At 66.3% G+C, this 19,580-nt stretch carries 17 protein-coding genes; 2 read left to right on the forward strand and 15 right to left on the reverse strand.

Annotated elements, in window-relative coordinates:
- Nucleotides 1–151: 151 nt before the first annotated feature.
- Both AC3WTD_RS13845 and AC3WTD_RS13850 read right to left on the reverse strand, forming a co-directional pair.
- Nucleotides 152–796 (reverse strand): DUF6348 family protein, encoded by a 645-nt coding sequence (locus AC3WTD_RS13845; protein WP_492614119.1) that lies wholly within the window; start codon nucleotides 794–796, stop codon nucleotides 152–154.
- Nucleotides 797–798: 2 nt separating this feature from the next.
- Nucleotides 799–1,317 (reverse strand): M48 metallopeptidase family protein, encoded by a 519-nt coding sequence (locus tag AC3WTD_RS13850; RefSeq protein ID WP_027491557.1) that lies wholly within the window; start codon nucleotides 1,315–1,317, stop codon nucleotides 799–801.
- A 58-nt stretch (nucleotides 1,318–1,375) separates the two neighbouring features.
- On the opposite strand from AC3WTD_RS13850, the gene AC3WTD_RS13855 reads away from it, so the two are divergent.
- Nucleotides 1,376–1,759 (forward strand): VOC family protein, encoded by a 384-nt coding sequence (locus tag AC3WTD_RS13855; protein WP_492614120.1) that lies wholly within the window; start codon nucleotides 1,376–1,378, stop codon nucleotides 1,757–1,759.
- Between the two features lie 37 nt (nucleotides 1,760–1,796).
- Here the strand turns inward: AC3WTD_RS13855 and AC3WTD_RS13860 are convergent, their stop codons facing one another.
- From AC3WTD_RS13860 to AC3WTD_RS13875, 4 genes are all read right to left on the reverse strand, one after another.
- A complete protein-coding gene (locus AC3WTD_RS13860; RefSeq protein WP_492614121.1) occupies nucleotides 1,797–3,029 on the reverse strand; it encodes an MgtC/SapB family protein in 1,233 nt (410 codons plus the stop codon).
- The gene (locus AC3WTD_RS13865) at nucleotides 2,972–3,469 is read right to left on the reverse strand and encodes a hypothetical protein (protein ID WP_492614122.1); all 498 of its coding nucleotides are present in this window, start codon (nucleotides 3,467–3,469) and stop codon (nucleotides 2,972–2,974) included. The genes AC3WTD_RS13860 and AC3WTD_RS13865 overlap by 58 nt, the downstream gene beginning before the upstream one ends.
- A gap of 279 nt (nucleotides 3,470–3,748) precedes the next feature.
- Nucleotides 3,749–4,078, reverse strand: coding sequence for a hypothetical protein (locus AC3WTD_RS13870; protein ID WP_492614123.1), 330 nt, complete (start codon nucleotides 4,076–4,078; stop codon nucleotides 3,749–3,751).
- Between the two features lie 33 nt (nucleotides 4,079–4,111).
- Complete coding sequence (locus AC3WTD_RS13875) at nucleotides 4,112–5,473, reverse strand: tryptophan--tRNA ligase (protein WP_027491561.1); 1,362 nt, start codon at nucleotides 5,471–5,473, stop codon at nucleotides 4,112–4,114.
- 139 nt (nucleotides 5,474–5,612) lie between these two features.
- Between AC3WTD_RS13875 and AC3WTD_RS13880 the strand changes: the two genes are divergently transcribed.
- On the forward strand, nucleotides 5,613–5,942 hold the full coding sequence (locus AC3WTD_RS13880; protein WP_027491562.1) for a YegP family protein: 330 nt from the start codon (nucleotides 5,613–5,615) through the stop codon (nucleotides 5,940–5,942).
- A 54-nt stretch (nucleotides 5,943–5,996) separates the two neighbouring features.
- Here the strand turns inward: AC3WTD_RS13880 and rocF are convergent, their stop codons facing one another.
- The 9 genes from rocF to AC3WTD_RS13925 all read right to left on the reverse strand — a co-directional run bounded on the left by rocF (nucleotide 5,997) and on the right by AC3WTD_RS13925 (nucleotide 19,545).
- Nucleotides 5,997–6,911: an arginase gene (gene rocF / locus AC3WTD_RS13885; protein WP_492614124.1), complete on the reverse strand. Its 915-nt coding sequence runs from the start codon at nucleotides 6,909–6,911 to the stop codon at nucleotides 5,997–5,999.
- 668 nt (nucleotides 6,912–7,579) lie between these two features.
- Nucleotides 7,580–7,813, reverse strand: coding sequence for a hypothetical protein (locus AC3WTD_RS13890; RefSeq protein ID WP_492614125.1), 234 nt, complete (start codon nucleotides 7,811–7,813; stop codon nucleotides 7,580–7,582).
- A gap of 205 nt (nucleotides 7,814–8,018) precedes the next feature.
- Nucleotides 8,019–8,270, reverse strand: a complete 252-nt coding sequence (locus tag AC3WTD_RS13895; protein WP_027491565.1) for a hypothetical protein — start codon at nucleotides 8,268–8,270, stop codon at nucleotides 8,019–8,021.
- A 389-nt stretch (nucleotides 8,271–8,659) separates the two neighbouring features.
- The gene (locus tag AC3WTD_RS13900) at nucleotides 8,660–9,247 is read right to left on the reverse strand and encodes a DUF4124 domain-containing protein (RefSeq protein WP_492614126.1); all 588 of its coding nucleotides are present in this window, start codon (nucleotides 9,245–9,247) and stop codon (nucleotides 8,660–8,662) included.
- A gap of 89 nt (nucleotides 9,248–9,336) precedes the next feature.
- A complete protein-coding gene (locus AC3WTD_RS13905) occupies nucleotides 9,337–10,038 on the reverse strand; it encodes a M48 family metallopeptidase (protein ID WP_492614127.1) in 702 nt (233 codons plus the stop codon).
- Entirely contained in the window at nucleotides 10,035–13,322 is a 3,288-nt protein-coding gene (locus AC3WTD_RS13910) for a type I restriction endonuclease subunit R (RefSeq protein ID WP_492614128.1), read from the reverse strand. The genes AC3WTD_RS13905 and AC3WTD_RS13910 overlap by 4 nt, the downstream gene beginning before the upstream one ends.
- Nucleotides 13,323–13,572: 250 nt before the next feature.
- Complete coding sequence (locus AC3WTD_RS13915; protein WP_492614129.1) at nucleotides 13,573–14,889, reverse strand: restriction endonuclease subunit S; 1,317 nt, start codon at nucleotides 14,887–14,889, stop codon at nucleotides 13,573–13,575.
- The gene (locus AC3WTD_RS13920; protein WP_492614130.1) at nucleotides 14,882–17,329 is read right to left on the reverse strand and encodes a type I restriction-modification system subunit M; all 2,448 of its coding nucleotides are present in this window, start codon (nucleotides 17,327–17,329) and stop codon (nucleotides 14,882–14,884) included. The genes AC3WTD_RS13915 and AC3WTD_RS13920 overlap by 8 nt, the downstream gene beginning before the upstream one ends.
- An 821-nt stretch (nucleotides 17,330–18,150) precedes the next feature.
- Nucleotides 18,151–19,545: a replicative DNA helicase gene (locus AC3WTD_RS13925; protein WP_492614131.1), complete on the reverse strand. Its 1,395-nt coding sequence runs from the start codon at nucleotides 19,543–19,545 to the stop codon at nucleotides 18,151–18,153.
- Between the last annotated feature and the right edge of the window lie 35 nt (nucleotides 19,546–19,580).

Here is a 19,580-nt window from a genome sequence, read left to right on the forward strand (position 1 = left end):
AAGTCGATCACGACCAAACCCAGTCTTTGACCGGCTTCAAGTGGATAACTTCTATATCATTGAACGCAAATTAGTATGAAAGCTGGGATTCGGGATTCGGGATTCGCAAGAGCAAAAGCATTGCCCGCGAGCGGGCTCCTACCCGACGGGATCAATAGTCACGCACATCCAGCAGCAGGAAGCGGCGCGCGACGTAATCGCCGCCGTGTGGCCACGGCACGGCGGTCAACGCCAGCGTTCCGGCCGTCCACGGTTCGTTGTCGAGCAGCGCCTCGCAGCATGAATCGCCGTCCGCGGCGTGGCGGTAGACCAGCCGCAGCCAGTGCAACTCGGGTGTCAACGCCTCGTGCTTCAAGGCGGCCTCGATCGACGCCAGCGCCTCGGCCGGCATGCGCGCAGCATCCGCGCCGCGAGCGCTGCTCGGGCCTATGAACACGTCCCAGCTGCGCACGCCGATGTTCCACGCGGCGATCCGCATGCGGCGCTCGTCGGTGACGTACCAGCATGCCGCCAGCAGCACGTGGAACACGTCGCGCTCGAACGTGCGCAAGGCATCGCGGCAACCGGCGTCGCCGCCGCCATCGCCGGCGAAGCTCTCCTCGATGTAGCGCTCCTCGCTCAGCACCACGTCGACGTCGAGCCGGCCGGGTTCACTTGCCGCGCCCTCATGCCAGGCAGCGCGGATCGCGGGGAAGTCGCCGTCAGTGACCAGCCAGCCGTCCTCGTCCGCTTCCAGCTCGACGTCGTGGCGCTCGAACAGGCGCAACAGGTACTTCTGCAGCGCTGCGCTGTCCATCGTCATGCCTGCAAGTGGGTGGTGTCGCTTGACGGCAGCTCGCGCCAGGTCAGGTAGACGCGCAGGTCGAACTCCAGCTGGTGGTAGTCCGGCAACATGTGCGTGCACAGCTGGTAGAACGCCTTGTTGTGATCCATCTCTTTCAGGTGCGCCAGTTCGTGCACCACGATCATCTGCAGGAACTCCGGCGCGGCGGCCTTGAACAGGCTGGCCACGCGGATCTCCTTCTTCGCCTTGAGCCGGCCGCCCTGCACGCGCGAGACCGCGGTGTGCAGGCCGAGCGCGTTGCGCAGCACGTCGAGCCTGGCGTCGTACAGCACCTTGTCGATGCCTGGCGCATTTCTCAGGTGCTGCTGCTTCAACGCGGCCACGTACGCGTACAGCGCCTTGTCGCTCTGCACGTCGTGGCGCGCCGGATAACGCCTGGCCAGGTGCTCGCCCAGGCGCTCCTGCACGATCAGCGCGCGCACCTTGTCCTGCAGCGGGGCGGGGTAAGCCTGGAGATACTTGAGCGCAACCATGCGGCTATTCTTGCACTGCATCGCCGCAGGCGTGGCGTCATTCGACGGAGACACTCCCATGCACCACAGTCGACTCAGCACCATCGTCATCGACTGCCAGGTCGACGAACTGGCCCCGGTCGCCGATTTCTGGAGCCAGGCGCTGGGCAAGCCGATCGCCAGCGTCGACCAGGACGGCGACGGCAAGTACGCGGAGCTGCAGACCGCCGCGGACGAGCCGATCATCCTGCTGCAGCAGGTGGACCACCCCAGCCGCGTGCACCTGGACATCGAGACCGACGATCTCGACGCCGAGGTGGCGCGGCTGGAACGCCTCGGCGCACGCCGCAGCGCGTTCGTACGCGGGCGTTGGTGGGTGCTGGAGGCGCCCAGCGGGCACCGCTTCTGCGTGGTGCGGCCGCAGCGCAAGGCGTTCGGGCCGCACCTCAACCGCTGGGACTGACGCACTATCGCCGGCGCGCCAGCGCGCATCGGACGAATCAGCCCAGCCACCAGCCCAGCCAGGTGGCCGCCAGCACCAGCGCCAGGCCCAGCAGCACCGGTCGCGCGAAGTCGCGGTCGCCGTTCGCGCGGGCGATCACCGCCTTGGACAGGCTGTTGCTGCTCAGCGCGATCAGGATCGGCAGCGCCGTGGCTGCGGGCTCGATCTTGCCGGTGGCGGCCAGCGCCGCCACGGATACCGCCGCCGCATGGGTGTCGGCGAAGCCGGCGATGGCTGTGGCGATAGCCAGCCCGCGGTCGCCCAGCCAGGCGCGCATCGCGGCGGACACCAGCAGTACCACGGCGATCATCAGGCCCAGCGCCAGCGAGGCCCTGACGCTGAATACCACGCTGCCCTGCACCGGGTCCGGTGTGCTCAGGCGCAAGCCCTTCCATGTCCACAACGCGCCGTAGAGCGCCGCGGTCACGCCGCCGCAGGCCAGCGGCACGGCGAACACGCGCAGCGTCGCCAGGTCGGTGGCCGCGAGTACCGCCGCCATCTGCACGAAGGTGGCCACGGTCGACAGCACCGCCGCCGCGATCGCCGAGCGCCGCCGCGCCGGCTGGTCGCGCGCCTGCACCCCCATCACGCCGATGGTGGCCACGCTGGACACGAAGCCGGAGAGCAAGCCGGCCAGCGGCAGGCCGACGCGGCTGCCCACCAGCCGCAGCAGCGCATGGGCAGCGGCACCGATCGACATGATCAGGATCACGATCAGCCACAACGCACGCGGGTTGATCGCGTCGAACGGTCCAAGCGGGCGATCCGGCAGCAGCGGAAGCACCAGCAGCGTGGCCGCGGCCAGCACCAGCAGGTTGTTGAGCTCCTCCGCGGTCAGCACGCCGCGCACGAAGTGATGCATGGGCTCGCGCGCCGCCAGCAGGATGGTCAGCGCCACCGCCAGCGCGGCCGCCAGCGGCGGCTGCTGGATGGCCATGGCGCCCAGCAGCAGGCAGAGCAGCAGGCTGACCTCGGTGGTCAGGCCGCGGTCGCTGCCGGAATCGCGCGCATAGGCAATCGCCAGCAGCCCCGCCACCGCCGCCAACGCCAGCAGCAGCGTCGCGGTACCGAAACTCGCGCCGACCGCGCCCAGCAGCGCCACCACGGCGAAGGTGCGGATACCGGCGACCGCATCGCCGTCGCCGCCCTTGCGCCGCTCGCGCTCGGCGCCGATCAACAGGCCGATGCCCAGCGCGACCGCAAAACCGGTCCAGGAAAAGTCGACACCCATGAAGCCTCACACGTGACGAGCCGCGGCCGCATTCCGGCCTCGGCGCGATCATGCCGGAGCACCCGCGGAAAGTCGCGCAGACGCGACAACCTGTTCCAGCGCATGGGCCATCCCGTCGAGAGGCGCGAGGGCTTGCGCGATGGCGCCGTGCGGCGGCCTGCCGCCGGAAGCGGCCAGATGTCGAAGCGGTAGCTCAGTTTCACCAGCAGTTGCTCGTCGTCGCGCAGCGCGAGGCTGCGGCCGAACAGGTCGCCGGCGTCGCGCGCCTGCTCGTCCATGGCGCGGCCGCCGCGGTTGTAGACCACGTACAGGTACGACAGCGGCGCCAGCTCGTAGCGGTAGCGGATCTGCAGGCCGAGGTTGCGCACGGCGAAGTCGTCGACCGGCTCGTCGCTGGCGGCGGCCCGGTCGTTGGCCTGCACCCGGTAGCCGCCACGCATCTGGCCGGGTCTGGTGGAAGTCGCTGACGTGTTGCGCGCCCTTCCACTCATCGGCGCCGAGGTGGCCGTCGATCTCGACGGCCGGCGCCGGTGCCGACAGCGCAGCCAGGGTAACGAACAGCAGGCATGCCAGGCGCATGTTGAAAAATTCCCGCGGGGCGGCGACGCGAGGCGACGCCGGGTGACGCCCAGCTCGCCGTCTGCGCGCGGCCGCTTCGACCGCCACAAGTCACGCCATGGCTGGTGACCGGCGCTCCGCCCCGAACGTGCGCCGCCCGCTCAGCTGCGCCGACGGCGTCCCCACAGCACATGGCGCAGCAGCATCGCCAGCACGACGACGGCGGCGAACGCGCCGTAGCCGTACAACGCTGGCAGCACCTGCTGCCAGATCGCGCCGCTGGCGCGACCGAAGCCGTCGACCGCGGGCAGCTCGACGGTGTCGAAGCCGAGCACCGCGAACTGCACCGCGGCGATCAGCGCCAGCAGCAGCGCGACGGCATCGAAGATGCGCCGGCCGGACGTGCGCGGCAGGCTCTTCGGGTACGCCCAGTAGCCCCAGCACAGGATCAGCAGCAAGGGCGCAAGCAGCAGGATGGCGAGGTAACGCATCGGTCGATCACCCGGAAAGTGTGGCGCCGCGCCTCATGCCTGCGCGGCGAGTTGGTCCAGCGTCGCGCGCAACTGCGCCAGCGCTTCGTCGCGCGCCTGCTCGTCGCGATAGTCGGGCGTGCTGGCGACCGCCTCGCCGTCCAGCTCCAGGCTCATGCCCTGCGCCTGGACCTGCAGCACGGCAGCCGCGCCCAGGCTCTTGAGCCGCTTCTGCAGCGCGCCGGCGGCCTTCGGATCGGCGAACGGCTTCGACAGCAGCAGCTCCTCGCCATCGGCGGAAAACAGCCGGAAGCGGAAGCGGCCATCGTGATCGCGGAAGCTCGCGAAGCGCGGAGCCCGGTCTGCCTTTGCCGCGGCCTGTGCCTGTCCGGCGCGCGCTGGTGCGGTGGTCATCGCGCGCAGGCCCAGCACTTCGCGCAGCGCGGCCAGCTTCGGCGTGGCGATCGCGCGCGCCTTCTGCGCGCCCTGGCGCAGGGTCGCCTCGATCGCGGCCGGGTCGGCCATCAGCGCCTCGTAGCGCTCGCGCATCGGCGCCACGTCGGCCTCGATGCGCTCGTACAACGCCTGCTTCGCCTCGCCCCAGCCGATGCCGCCCAGCAGCGCCTGGCGGAACGCCGCGGTCTCGGCCTCGCCGGCGAACGCGCGGAAGATGGTGAACAGCGCCGAGTTGTCCGGATCCTTCGGCTCGCCGGGCGCCCGCGAGTCGGTGACGATGCGCATGATCGCCTCGCGCAGCTGCTTCGCGCCGCCGGCGAACAGCGGGATGGTGTTGTCGTAGCTCTTTGACATCTTGCGGCCGTCGAGCCCCGGCAGGGTGGCCACCTGTTCCTCGATCAGCGCCTCCGGCAGCACGAAGAACTCGTGCCCATGCAGATGGTTGAAGCGCTGGCCGAGGTCACGCGCCATCTCGATGTGCTGGATCTGGTCGCGTCCCACCGGCACCTGGTTGGCGTCGAACGCCAGGATGTCGGCGGCCATCAGCACCGGGTACATGTACAGCCCGGCGGTGATGCCGGCGTCGGCGTCCTCGCCCGCCGCGGCGTTCTTGTCCACCGCCGCCTTGTACGCGTGCGCGCGGTTGAGCATGCCCTTCGATGCAACGCAGGTGAGGAACCAGGTCAGCTCGGGGATTTCCGCGATGTCCGACTGGCGATAGAAGGTTGCCCGCTGCGGGTCCAGGCCGGCGGCCAGCCAGGTGGCGGCGATCTCCAGCCGCGAACGTTCGATGCGTGCGGCGTCGTCGCTCTTGATCAGCGCGTGGTAGTCGGCAAGGAAGAAGAACGCATCCACGTCGTCGCGCCGGCTGGCCTCGACCGCCGGACGGATCGCGCCCACATAGTTGCCCAGGTGCGGGGTACCGGTGGTGGTGATGCCGGTGAGGACTCGGGTGTTCATGCTGCGCCGCGCAAGGAAAAGCGCAGTCTACGACATCCCGCCAAACAGCTCGACCGGCCGGGCTGCAGCCCTTGCCAAAAAAATCACATGTGCCAGTACAGATTCCGTCGACCCCAGTCGCAGCAGGAGACCGAAGCTCATGAGCGGCAAGTTCACCCTGTTTACCGGCAAGAACGGCGAGACTTACTTCAACCTCAAGGCCGGCAACGGCGAAATCATCCTCAAGAGCGAGGGATACAGGGACAAGGCCAGCGCGCACAACGGCATCGAGTCGGTACGCAAGAACGCGCCGGACGCGGCGCGCTACGAGAAGAAGACCTCGGTCAACGGCAAGTTCCACTTCAACCTGAAGGCCGCCAACCATCAGGTCATCGGCAGCAGCGAGATGTACGAGAGCGAGCACTCGCGCGACGCCGGCATCGCCTCGGTGATGGCGAACGCGGCGGACGCGAAGCTCATCGAGGGGTAAACGAACCTGCCGCCGGCGCGCGCCGAACGACCGCACCGGCGTCGCCGGGCCGCCTCAGCGGATCAGCGTGGACTTGCCGAACAGCGACTCGACCAGGTCCACCGCCAGCTTCGCGGTCTGGTTGCGCTTGTCGAACGCCGGGTTCAGCTCGACGATGTCGAGCGACGCCATGCGACCGGTGTCGGCGATCATCTCCATGCACAGCTGCGCCTCGCGGTAATTCGGCCCCCCACGCACGGTGGTGCCCACGCCCGGCGCGATGCTGGGGTCGAGGAAGTCGACGTCGAAGCTGACGTGCAGGTGGGTGTTCTCGTCGACGCCCGCCAGCGCCTCTTCCATCACGCGCTTCATGCCGATCTCGTCGATGTGGCGCATGTCGTGCACTCGCATGTTCGCCCCGCGCACGAGCTGCTTCTCGCCCTCGTCCACTGAACGGATGCCGATGTAGCGGAACACCTCCGGCGGGGTCGCCGGCACGTTGCCGCCCAGGTCGATCAGCCCGGCCGGGCCGATCCCGCACAGGCAGGCCACCGGCATGCCGTGGATGTTGCCGCTGGGAGTGGCCTGCGCGGTGTTGAAATCGGTATGCGCATCCAGCCACAGCACGCGCAGGCGTTTGCCCTCGTCGTGGCAGTGGCGCGCCACCGCCGAGATCGAGCCGATCGCCAGGCTGTGGTCGCCGCCGAGCATGATCGGCAGGCGGCCGGCCTGAAGCTCCTGGTGAATGGCCGTATAGACGGCCGTATTCCAGGCCACCACCTCGTCCAGATGACGATAGCCGTGCTCGGGCGGAAGCCACGGATTGAGCGGACCCTGCAGGTTGCCGCGGTCGATCACCTTCAGTCCGCGCCGCCCCAGCTTCTCCGCCAGGTTGGCCACCCGCAGCGCCTCCGGCCCCATCGCGGCGCCGCGGTGGCCGGCGCCGATGTCGGTCGGCACGCCGATCAATGAAACGTTCTGTTTGCCCATGATCCGTGGTTACCCGCCATGTGTCGCGGCGGTCGCACGGCCTGGGCCATCGCTCGCCGCCGAGGTCGGGACGGCCGCCGGCGAAGGGGACCGTCTGCCACTGTCCCGAACGAGTCACCGCCGTCCCTGTGAGAAGGATGCCCACGGCATGAAGCGCCGCGAACAAGCCGAAGTTTACCGGAACGCAACCGGCGACGTTGCCAGATCGCCGCGCACGATCGCGGCGGTCGTATTCACGACCAGTGCGTCAGCTCCTGCGAAACGGCGCGCCAGTCCGGCCGACGCAGCCCGTCAGTGGCATTCCGTCTGGCGACTTCGCGCCAGTTCGTCCTCGCGACGCGAATGCGCTCCCGGATTCCATGACACCAGCTCCCTGGCACTCCGGGACGGTGAAACGGCGGATCTGGTATTCCGGACGACTTTCGCCAACAGCGTCCCTGCAAACAACGACACTCCACGCCAGAAGGCGGAATGCGTAATAAGTGTTTGCATGTCAATCACCCCGGACTGCCCCTGCGCAGCCACGGTGTCGATCCTAGCAAGCTTTTACGCCACGCGCATGTTCACGCGCAGCAACCGCCAGTCACCGCCGGCAGCAGCCCCCATCTGGCACCGCCGACGGCGATACATGGTGCGACGACACACGGTACCGCGACGAATCGGCGCCGTCAGGCCGCGACGCGGCGCGGGCTGACGCCGCCCACATAGTGCGCCAGGGCGATGGTGAATTCCGAGCAGGCCAGTTCGACACTGGCTACGCAGCCGGAGCTGGCGTGCTCCTCACGAGCCAGTCCGCGCGCCAGCCGGATCGCACGTGCGAAGGGCAGCTTGTCATACAGCACTGCCTCCCCGCTGCAGATGCACCACATGCCGTGGCGGTTTTCCTTGATCGTCAGAACCATGCGCATCGCCGCACTCCCAGGGCCAGCGGTGCCGGAGTCCCACCCGTGCGCCCCTGGCCGACGGATGATCGGCGACTCCGGTATTTGTCCAGTCTGCATTGGGCGGCGCGCCGTGTATGTCGGCGCACCCCTACGACCGATGTACGCACCCGGCCCCTCGAGGGGAGACCCGGCCGATGGCCGGCTGCTGTTTGGTTGCCTTGGCTCAGCCGGCCTGGCAAAGACTCTGTTGTTCGGGATGCGGCACCCAGCCATAACGAGCGAGGATGACTGGCTCCGAATACTCGCCGCGGTCAACGTCCGCCGCCTGTGCATAAACCAGCACGCCGTCAAGTTGCCCGGCCAACATCTCGCCGCGCGTGCGCGCCAGCTGTTCCATGCCGTGAAGGATCGGTTTGTCCGCGACGATGTCGCCGTCCACCTCGTGAAAGCCCTGCACCACGTAAAGCGTACCCATGATGTGCCCTCGCGCGTACCCCCCCCGGCGATGCCGAGCCTGAATGGGCGAAAGTAGACAGACCGCGACGATCTCGTTAAGGCCGGCGTGAAGCGTTCAGCCTGGAGCACGCGGCGATGCGGTTGCCACAAGGCTGTCGGCACGGCAAAGTCCACTCGAGTGGAGTGCGGATGCTTGCGAAGTGGTGCGGCACCCGGCGTCACATAAGGCCACGTACATCCCGCCCTTATGCGGATCTATCTCTGACAGCAAGTGCACATGCCCCCAAATATGCCCCCAGATAAAATTGTCTGCCCTTGGCTAAGGCGCGACTCCTGACCATCGGTTCCGCGTTCCGGCCGTCCAACAATAGGCCCACCGAAGATGGCCTTCGCGAACGACGACAGGGCCTACCCGCCACACAGGTTGCGCTTGATCTTGTTCCGCTCGTAGGACCGCGACGACTCGGAATCACCACCCACGTTGGCGCCGGCATTCACCCGATCGCACAAGTCGGATTGGTCCATCGACTGCTGCTGCACCGGAGCCTGCTGGTTCATGAAGCCGTTGCCGGTGAAGTGCTGGCCGCTGACGGTGAAGCCCGTCACGTTCACCGGCGCTGCCTGGCTGTACGTCGACGGGCACGGCGTCTTCTGGATCCACGTGCGCCGCCCCGCCGTGCACTGGTACGCCGCCGCTGGCGCAGGTGCTCCACCGCCCTGCCTAGTCGTGCTCGCGGAGCCACCGGCCGGTGGCTGTTCCTGCACCACGCGTTGCTGCACCACCTGGTCGTCCGTGTCTTGCGCCGCCGGTGCGCGCGACAGGGATTCGTCGTACCGGCTGTGCTTCAGCTCCGCCTGCTTCGGTGGGCATGGCGTGTTCTGGTACACGTTCACCCCGTTCGCGCCCTTGCAGGTGTAGATGTCACCGGCGCGCGCCCCACCTGACAGGGCAAAGAAAGCCACCACCCAGGCCCAATCCGTGCGAGTAACTCTCATGCTGCTCCTCCTTGGAGACATCCCGAGCATAGAACGAGCGTGGGCATCGCGCGCGAGTAATGGTCTCGAAACTCGCTCTTGGCGACGCCCTACGACCCCTCCACATCCATCCCGTGCTCCGCCAGCCAGGCCTTGCGCAGTTCGTAGTCCGGCATCGCGCGTTCCACGCGGCGCCAGAAGCCGGGTGTGTGATGCGGTTCGTGCAGGTGGGCCATCTCATGCACCACCACGTACTCGGCAATGCGCGCGGGCAGCAGGATGGTCTTCCAGTGGAAGTAGAGCCAGCCACCCTTACCGCAGGAGCCCCAGCGATAGCCCAGGTCCTGCACGCGCACGCCGGCGGGGTCGACCTCCATGCGCGCCGCGTAGTCACGCACGCGTCGGCGTAACCACGGCAGGGCACGCGCGACGTACCAGCGCTGCAGGTGGGCGCGTCCGTCAGCCGCCGCGCCGCGCGGCATTACCAAGCGCCCCAGCTTCAACGCCACCGCGGCATCGGCTTGCGCGTCGGGCATCAGGCGCAGACGGTAGCTGCGGCCCAAGTAAAGGAAACCCTCGCCGTCGACGAAGGCCTTGCGCGGCATTGGCCGGGTCAGTACCTCCTTGCGCGCCAGCTGGCGATACACCCACATGCGCTTGCGGCGCACGAAGTCGCGCAGGCGTTCCTCAGCCACGTCCGGCGGCGCCGAAAGGATCAGCTCACCGCCGCGATCCACGGTGATCTCCAGCGTACGCCGCCGCGCGCTGTGGCGCAGCTCGAAACGCAGGTCGTTGACGACCAGCTGACTCATGCCTGCACCAGGCGCGCGTGGTTCGCGCGCGCCAGCTCCAGCAGCTTGTCGGTCAGCGCCTCCAACTGGGCCGGCGGTAGCAGGCGCGTCTTCATCATCGCTTCGAACAGGCGCGTGCCCAGCGCGTCACGCGCCGGCTGGTTCGCCGGTCGCCAGAAGTTCGGCGTCAGCTCGGCAGTGATGGTGTCCACCAGCTCCACTGCCAGCTCGGCCAGCCGCTGGCGCTCGCGCGGTGATGGCGTGGCCTCACCCGCCACGGCATCGGTCAGCAGACGCAGGAACGGCGCGCAGTATTCCGGTACGTCCGCCGCATTGGCCGCATCACCGTCCACCCGCACTTGGCCGGCACGGATCTCGTCGATTACGCCCTTCAGCGCCAGTGCCAACTGCTCCCACTGCTCGCCCAAGCTCTGCAGCAGGTGGGACAGCCGCTCGCTGAGCTTGCGGTACAGCACCGGGTCCTGGTCAGCGTGCTCGCGGATGTGCGCACGGATCGCGTGTTCCATCTCCGAGGCCTTGGCGCGCTGGTTGGCGGCGCGACCCACCTGCGCGTCGAAGTCGGCGTCGGTAAGCGATACCGGCGGAATCTTCGGGTCGATGCCCAGCGAGATCACGTGCTCGTCGATCAGCCGGCGCACCTTGGCGCCCACGTCCTTGCCCAGCACCGGCGTGTCGCGGTAGCGGTTGCGCGCACGGGCGTAGATCAGCGCCAGCCGCTTGGCGTCGGCGCTGTAGGGCAGGCCTTCGGGCCGCGGCAGCACCAGGTCCAGCGAATCGAGGAACTGCTTCAGCTTCACCGTGAACTCGCCACGCAGCCGCTCGTCGCGCAGCGCCTCCACGCAGGCCTCGACATCATCCAGGCCATCGATGCCGCGGCGGCGGAACAGGTCCACCGTGCGCAGATGGCGGTCGCGCAGTACCGGCAGCTCGTCCTTCAGGCTCTGCAGCGCGCCCTCGATGTCCTCCTCGGCGTACACCGCCAACGCCTGCTTGAGGTGGTGCGCCAGCCCGAAGTAGTCCACCACGATGCCGAACTTCTTGCCGTGGCCGGTGCGGTTCACCCGCGCCACGGTCTGCAGCAGCTCGGCCTCCTTGATCGGCCGGTCCAGGTACATCACGCCCTCGATCGGCGCATCGAAGCCGGTCAGCAGCATGGACTTCACGATCAGGAAGGCCAGTGGGTCGGTCTTGTCGGCATCTTTGTGGAACAGCGGCACTTTGAAGCGCTTGATGCGGGCTTCCTGCACGGCGGAACCAGTCCACTCCTTCCACGCCGGGTCGTCGTTGTTGCTGCCGGAGATCACCGGCGCAAACTCCAGCCGGCGCAATACGTCGCGGCTGCGCCATGCCTGCACACGTGCGCGCACGTGCGCAGGCTGGCGACACAGCGTCTCCTCGTCCATTGCCTTGGCGGCTTCGTCCAGCGCTTCGGCCTCGGCCAACAGCTCGTCGCGCGCGGCCTGCAGGGCTTCGTAGTAGCGCACCACCGCCAGCCGGCTGTAGGCCACCACTTGGGCCTTCAGGCCATTGGGCAGGATGTTGGTCACGTAGTGGCGCAGCATGTCGCGCGCCTTGTCCGCGATCAGCGCCGGCGCCTCGAACAGGTTGCCCTTGGTGGCGTATTTCTGGCGGATTGCCTCCAGCTCTTCGGGCGAGCGCTCGCCGAACAGATCCTCGAACAACTCATCGAGGCTGGCGCCGTCCTTTACCGCGCCGCGCGCGGTGCGGCCCTCGTACAGCACCGGCACGATCGCCTCGTCGCGCTCGGCCTGGCGGATCGTGTAGCGGTCGATGAACTCGCCAAACACCTCGTGCGTGCGCTTCTTGTCGCCCATCAGGATCGGCGTGCCGGTGAAGCCGATCTTCGCGGCATTGGGCACGCTGGCCATCAGCCATGCGTGCATGCTGTTGTTGTGGCCGCGATGCGCCTCGTCCACTAAGAGCAGGATTGCCTCGTCGTCGTTGAGCACCTCCGGCAACGCGGTGTCGCGCACGCCTTTCGGTGAAGGCAGGTCGGCCATGGTCAGCGGCAGCTCGCCCACTGCGTCGCCGCCGCGCTGCTTCTGCAGCATCGCGAACAGCAGATCCGGCCCCGACCGGCTCACCAGCGCGCGCCACGACGCCACCGAGGTCGCGCGCAGTACGTTCTCGCCGGTCAGTGTGGCGGTGTCCGAAAGCTGCTTCTCCAGGTCGGTGCGGTCGGTCACCACCACCACCTTGAAGCGGCGCAGGTCGGGATCGCTGCGCAGCTTGCGCACCAGGAACACCATGGTCAGGCTCTTGCCCGACCCCTGCGTGTGCCATACCAGCCCGCCGCGGCGGTCATGCTCGCCATCCTGCTTGCGCGTCTTGCCACTGCGCAGGCGCTGCACGGTCATATTGACCGCGCGGAACTGCTGGTAGCGCGGCACCACCTTGATCGTGCGCCCCTCCAGCTGCATGAAGATCACGTAGTGGCGCACCACATCCAGCAGTTGCGCCGGCGCCAACAGGCCGGCGACCAGTCGCTCCTGGGCGGACAAGGCGACCTTGCCCAGCCTTGCGGCCACCTCGGCCTCGGTCTGCGGCACCACGGTCTTCCACGCCGCGTAGTGCGCCAGCCCCGCGCCGATGCTGCCCAGCACGGCATGGTCGAAACTGCTGGCGATCAGCAACTGGTTGGTGTGGAACAGCGCCTCGTTGCCTTCGTTGTCCGCCACCTCGCCGCTGGCGTGGCGCTGGTTGCTGTAGCGGCGCAACTGGTCCACTGCCTCGGTCATCGCCTCGGGCAGCAGCGGGCTCTTGCACTCCACCACCGCCAGCGGGATGCCGTTCACCAGTAGTACCAGGTCCGGCACGATGAACTGTTTGCCGCGGTCGTAGCCCGGCGGACAATCCACCCGGTACTGGTTCACCACGATGTAGGTGTTGCGCTCGGGATGCTCCCAGTCGATGTACTGGATCGTCTGCCCGCGTCCGCCGTTCCAGTCGGGCAGGCCGTCCACGGTAATGCCCTTCAAGAGCAGCTCGGTGGCGACCTGGTTGGCCTCCATCAGCCGCGGCGCGGCAATGCGGGTCAGCGCGGCCAGCGCCTGTGCAATGCGCGCCTCGTCCAGCCACGGCTCGCCGTCGCGTAGGTTCAACGCGCGCAACTGCTGGCGCAGCGTGGCCTCCTGCAGCACCTGCTTGAAGCTGCTGCGACCGCTACGGGCTGGGTCATCAAGGTCGCCGCCCAGATAGCGCCAGCCCAGGCCCACCAGCTGCTCCACGAAAGGCCTTTCGACGGCTTCCAATTCCCAGCCCATAACTTCGCCCCTGTTCCGCTAGGCCGCTGATTCACACGGCGACGCTTTGGGAACCTTACCCCAAAGCGCCCATATCTCATCGTGAGCCGCGATGACCAGCCTACTTAAAGCTGCTCGTCTCCGCACTGCAACGTCTTCGCGCTGTCGACGCGCTACACCAGCGCGTCGACCAGCTTGCGGTCACGGAGCTTGTAGTGGTCGCTCTGGAGCTCGACCGTCAGCGATTCGCGGGTGAGTAGCATGGGCGCGGTCATGGCGTGGCGGCGGCCTCCAGCAGCTGGGTGACGCGAACACGGCCGGTGAGTAGATCGTCCATCAGGCCGGATTTTTGAAGGTAAAGTTTTTTCAGCTCGGATGCTTCCTCAACCAGACTTTCGCGCGCGATGTTCGATCTGCGAACGATTTCCTCTTGTTCGGTTAAGCCGGGACAAAGGAAGGGATACCGGGATAGCTCTCCAAGCGTGATCGTCTTTTGAGCGTTCCCAAGTGCGATTCGATCCGCATGGTGTCGAAGACGTGTCGAATTGAGGACCAACGGCATGAATCCGCTGGCCACAAATGCAGCGTCTGGATAGATACACGCAATATGGCGTTGAAACGCGAATTTTCTGAACTCGGAGACCTCCGCTGCCTCTCCATACGATCCGACTGCCGTGTAAAGCACCATGTCGGCTGCCGGCTCGCGCCCCTTGGATATGCGTTCGTAGTCACGAGTCGTGATGTATGCGGCCTTGTTCCATGCGATTTGTCCATCGCGAACACAAGACACAAAGAGAAATGGAATCTGACCGGTGCCGTTGGAAACCGTTGCTACCGCCTGATGTGTTCCGTCCGTCACGCGCTTCGAAACGTCGAGCAGTCGGCATACTTCCCACTCCTTTGGAATCCACCCCAGTGGCGACTGCTTGTAGAAGTGCGGGGCTTGCGGTTGCGGGGGGCGCAGTTCGCCGTTGGCGTTGATGCCGCGGGTGAGCAGGTCGTGCAGCAGGCCCTGCTTGATCTGCTTGAGCTTGGCGATGATCGCCTCGGCCTGGCGGATGGCGGTATCGAGGGTGTCGAGGATTTGCGCGATTTTTTGCTGTTCATCCAATGGAGGCAGATCGACCGGCATGGCCTCCAAGATGTTCTTCGACAGTCCGCCTCGGCCTCCACCTGACGAACGCGCACGTAGTTCCTCGTATCTCCGGTCCAAATTGTGGAACAAATAATCCGTGCGTAAGTCGGTCTCATTTGCCTTCAGAAGCGCAATAGATTGATTAGTGCTCAGGCTACAGAGCGTTAGAGCCACTGTGCCGCGAGTCTTTCCTTGCCCAGCTAGTCCAACTGCGACAGCAGGAGGGTTCGTAAGAGCTGCGTTTGACGAACGAAGGCCCAACGCCGTAATCCGCCCCGGAACATCGTGAATTCGGCGAATGTGAACATCGCCCGATGCCATCCAAGGGACGTCACCACCCCAGTACCGAGGCACCTCTGTCGACGGCGTACCACCGAGGATGCACTCAGACACTTGTCCGAGAATTGCAGGTTTCCAGCCTGCCGGCGGAAGGAGGGTAGGCACCTCAGACATACCCCAGCACTCTCAAAAAACCCTGCAACTCCCCCGCCGCCCGATCGCGCTCCCGCTTGATCTCCACCAGAGTCACACGGTACTTGTCCCACCAGTTTTCGAACGCGGCAACTACCTGCTGGCGCTGCGCCGCGATGTAGCGGGCGAGGATGGCCTGCATGTCGTTGCGCTGGATGGCAAGCAGCAGGACCATCGCGCCGGGTTCGTCCAGCGCGTCGACGGCAGCGTCGAGGTGCTGGGCGAAGGCGGCCTGCAGGGCCTTGAGCTGCTTTTTCACCGCGGCTAGCTCCTTCTTCCACGCCTTGAGCTGGGCCTCGTCCACCGCTTCGGCATCGTCCGACTCGGCGTCGTCCTCGCCTTCGGTCTTGTCGGGCGCGGCGGCCTTGAGCTGGCTGTCCAGCTCGGCCTTCTGCGCTTCGAGTTCCGCCAGCGCCTCGATGAAGTCGGGCAGCAGGGCGCGCACCAGCTTGTGGTCTAGCGGGTTGTTCCTAGCCTTCTCGTCCTCCAGCGCGGTGAGGATGGAGCTGCGCCAAGCGTCGATCACGCCCTTGGCGCCGCGCGCCATCAGGGTGAGCAGGTCGAACTTGGACTGGTCCCAGAAGCCCGCGACGATACCGCGCACCTGGAAGCGGTCCAGCAGGCCCACCGGGTCGAGCGCGACGCTGAAGCTGTCCAGCAGCTCGCTGCGCAAGGCGAAAGCGTTGCTGGCGCCGGCAAGCGCGGCGATGCGCGGGCTGTGCGCCTGCCACCACGCCGCAAACGCGTCGCGCGCAGCCTGCTCGCGCGTCAGCAGGCCGTGGTCGGCTTCGACAGCGGGCTTGAGGCTGGCGCGGGTGGTCAGTTCTTCGCGGAAGTCGAGGTAATGCGCATCGCGCTCGGCAAGCAGGTCGCGCGGGTCCAGACCGTGGGCGTCGAACAGCGCGGCCTTGGCTTCGACTTCGGCCTTCGGGATGCCGCCGGCCAGATGCGCACGAACGTCCTGCGGCTCGGGCGGCGGGGCGTTGTCGGCGTAGCGGCGGATGTTGAGGTTGTAGTCGTTGTCTCGCAGGGTCTGCACGTCCACCACGGCGGCGAAACCAGGCACGTCGGTGTAGGCGTCGAAGCTGTTGACGATCTTTTCCACGTGCTCGGGCAGCAGGTAATTCTGCGCGCGGCCCTCGAAGTATTCGCGGTCGGCGTTGATAAACAGCACCTTGTCGCGGCGCGCTTCGGGCTTGCCGCTCTCATTGCCCTTGCGCTGGCGCAGCACCAGCACACAGGCGGGGATGCCGGTGCCGTAGAACAGGTTGGCGGGCAGGCCGATCACCGCCTCCAGCAGGTCGGCCTCGATCAGGCCGGCGCGGATGGCGCGCTCGTCGCCGCCGCGGAACAGCACGCCGTGCGGCATCACCGTGGCGACCATGCCGCCCTCGCGCAGCACGGCCACCATGTGCTGCAGGAACATCAGGTCGGCCTTCTTCGCGCCCAGCGGCACCTGGCCGTAGCGAAAGCGCTCGGGGTGCTTGGGGTTCCACACCGGGCGGCCCTGGGCGTCCTTGTCGGCGCTGCCCCAGGTGATCGAGAACGGCGGGTTGCTGAGCACGCGGTCGAAGCGCATCAGCTCGCCGCCTTCCACGTGCGCGGGCTCGCCCAGGGTGTCGTCGTTGCGCAGGTCGGCGTTGGCGATGCCGTGCAGCAGCATGTTCATCTTGGCGATGGACCACACCGTGCCATTGGCTTCCTGCCCGTAGAGGTCGAGCCGGCGGCTGTTGCCGCCGTGCTCGTCCACGTATTCCTTGGCGAGGATCAACATGCCGCCCGACCCGACACAGGGGTCGTACACGCTCATGCCGGCTTCGGGCTTGATCAGCCGCACCATCATGCGCACCACGGCGCGTGGAGTGTAGAACTCGCCGCCCTTCTTGCCGGCGGAGTCGGCGAACTCGCCGATCAGGTACTCGTAGGCGGCACCGAGCAGGTCGGGGAACTCGAAGTCCTCGTTGCGCAGGCGGAACTGGCTGAAGTGAGTGATCAGCTGGCGCAGCTTGAGGTCAGGGATCTTCGACTGGCCCACCTTGCGGGTGAAGTCGATGTGCTCCAGCACCTCGGCCAGGCTGGCGTTGTTGCTCTCCAGCCCGCCCAGCGCCACGTTGAGGTAGTCGCCCACGTTGTGGTGCGCCTCGTTCACCAAGTACTGCCAGCGCGAGCTGGGCGGCACGTAGAACGACTCGCCGTACCAGCGCTTCATCTCCGCCAGCGCTTCCGCCTCGGTGGTGCTATGCCCGGCGGCGAGCTGCTGCGCCACCACCTCGGCGCGGCGCTGATCGAACACGTCCGAGCAGCGCTTCAGGAACAGCATGCCGAAGATGTATTCCTTGAACTCGCTGGCGTCCATCTTGCCGCGCAGGATGTCGGCGGCCTTGAACAGGTGGCGTTCGAGCTGGGGGAGGGTCAGGGGCATGCAAGACTCCGCGTAGTGACTTAGATGGCCGTAGCGCCGTCACTGAACACGTTGTGCCCCTGTCTACGACCTTTCCGCCGGAACCGGCGGACTGTTGATGATAGGAGTTGCTGGCCTTGTCGACCAGCTGCACCCAGAACGCCAGCGCGGGCAACCCGATACACAGCAACCCACTCACGGCTACACCCTCGCGCGCGTGCGCGTACTGGTCGCAAAATTCCTCGCTCGCGCAATGTTCGGAAATGTCAGGTTTTGTCTGGGTGTCCCTTACGCCTCTCCGTGCTGCCAACTGCGTACGGCCGGCAGAGTCCAGGAGGTGTTCCTGTAGCCACGACCCAAGCCGTGCGTCCGCCGCACATGCCGCGGACGCTGGTGGAAGTACTCCAGCATCCGCGTAACATCGGCACTGAAGCCCGCCTGTCCAACATTCCGGTTCTGTCCGGGTGTCGGCTCAATCCCACCCTGTGGGGCCAGCAGCGCGGGCTTCTCTACGTACAGCGTCCACGGTCATAGAGCGGGTTCGGGTTGTCGCTCCTGTGGTTTCCCTCACCACCTTCATGGCGGCCTTCTCCGGCCGTGCCTTGATACTGTCGCGCGGTCTTGCGAGTGAACGCCATGTATGGATTTGTTACCAGTTACCGTTGGCTTTAACGCGCCCTGAGCCTCCCAAAAGGCTCTGCCAGCGATGTACGCAATTGTCATCACTTCTATGGCGGCGCAGGCGCGCGAAGCCCCCCTGTGGAACGCCAGCCCTTCCTTCCGTTGGCCACCCGTTGGCCACGTACGTGCCGCTGGCGGGTTTGTAGGCGGTCCGTTGGCTCCTAAAAGTCTGTGAGGGTCCGGTCGCTGTGGGCTCTGAATCCGCGAGTGGTGACCAGGCCTTTGGGCGATAGCGTGGGAAGCGTACCCTCCCAATCCGCGATGCGCATTTGGCTGAAGATGTTCCGCAATGCAATAGGTTTGCCGGTTCGGATATTCCGACCCTTAGCCGGGATCACTTCCACAACACCCTGCAGGTGTGTATCGCGGTCGTAATAGTCCTCGCGGTGCAAAAACAGGATCACGTCTGCCTTCTGTTCGATCTCGCCGGATTCGCGAAGGTCAGTCATCGTCGGGTGTTTGTCGGCCCGCCCAGCAATGGAGCGGTTGAGCTGCGCCAACAAAATTACCGGACACATCAGCTCCTTCGCGAGGGTCTTGGCACCTTGGGCGATGCGCCCGTATTCGTGGCGCACCTCTCGCTTGGGGTCGATGCCCATGTCATGCATGTGATCAACCACCACCAGGCGCAGCGGCTTTTGCATGTGCGCGCGCCGAGCGCGAGCCATCATCTGGTCGATGGTGATGCCTGGTGTTTCGTCCATCTGCAGCGGCGAGTCGATGATCAACTGCGTCGCATCGGCCAAGCGGGCCCAGAAGATCTCCGAGTCCTCGTCCTCTTTCGCCGGATTCTCTACCCAGTCGTGCGGAATCTCTGCTACGCATGCCACCGCGCGAGCCATGCATTCCTGGGTGCCCATCTCGACACTGAAGAACGCCACGTGGTTACCGCGCAGTGCTGTGAGGACCGCAACCTGCAGGCCGAAGATTGATTTACCCATGCTCGGTCGGGCACCTACGACGTACAGCACGCCGTCTCTCAGTCCCTTCGTGCAATCGTTCAACCCCTGCCATGGCCAAGGCTGGCCGAGCAAGCCAGGGCCGCGCAGGTAACGCGCCATCAGCTCGACCTGTGTGCACTTCATTGCCTCTTTCACCGGTTCCAGTGCACCGCGCAGCTTGCTGGCCTGCATTTGCGCCAACTCGTGTGCGGCTGTGCCGATGACCTGTTGTGACTCGGCACCCTTCGCCGATGCCGCCGCCACCATCTTGTTACCCGTGGCCATCAGTGCACGCAATTTGGACTTCTCAACCACGATTTCGGCATACGCGACGATGTTGGCTGCACTCGGGGTGGCATTCGCCAACTCGATCAGATAGCTCGATCCGCCGATGATCTGCGCAAGGTCATTTGCTTCGAACCAGTCGCCAAGCGTCACCGCGTCGCAGGGTGCTCCACGTCGCTTGAGTTCGCTCACCGCACGGAAGATCAGCCGGTGATCCTTGCGGAAGAAGTCGCTCTCCTTCAGCCAGTCTGAGACCTTGGACAGAGACTCGGGCGACAGCATCAAACCGCCGAGCACGGCTTGTTCCGCAACGAGGTCGTGCGGTGGCATGGGTACCCCCTCCGCGTCGGGGAACAAGTGATTGG

The organism is Rhodanobacter sp. FW106-PBR-R2A-1-15 (assembly GCF_058789735.1).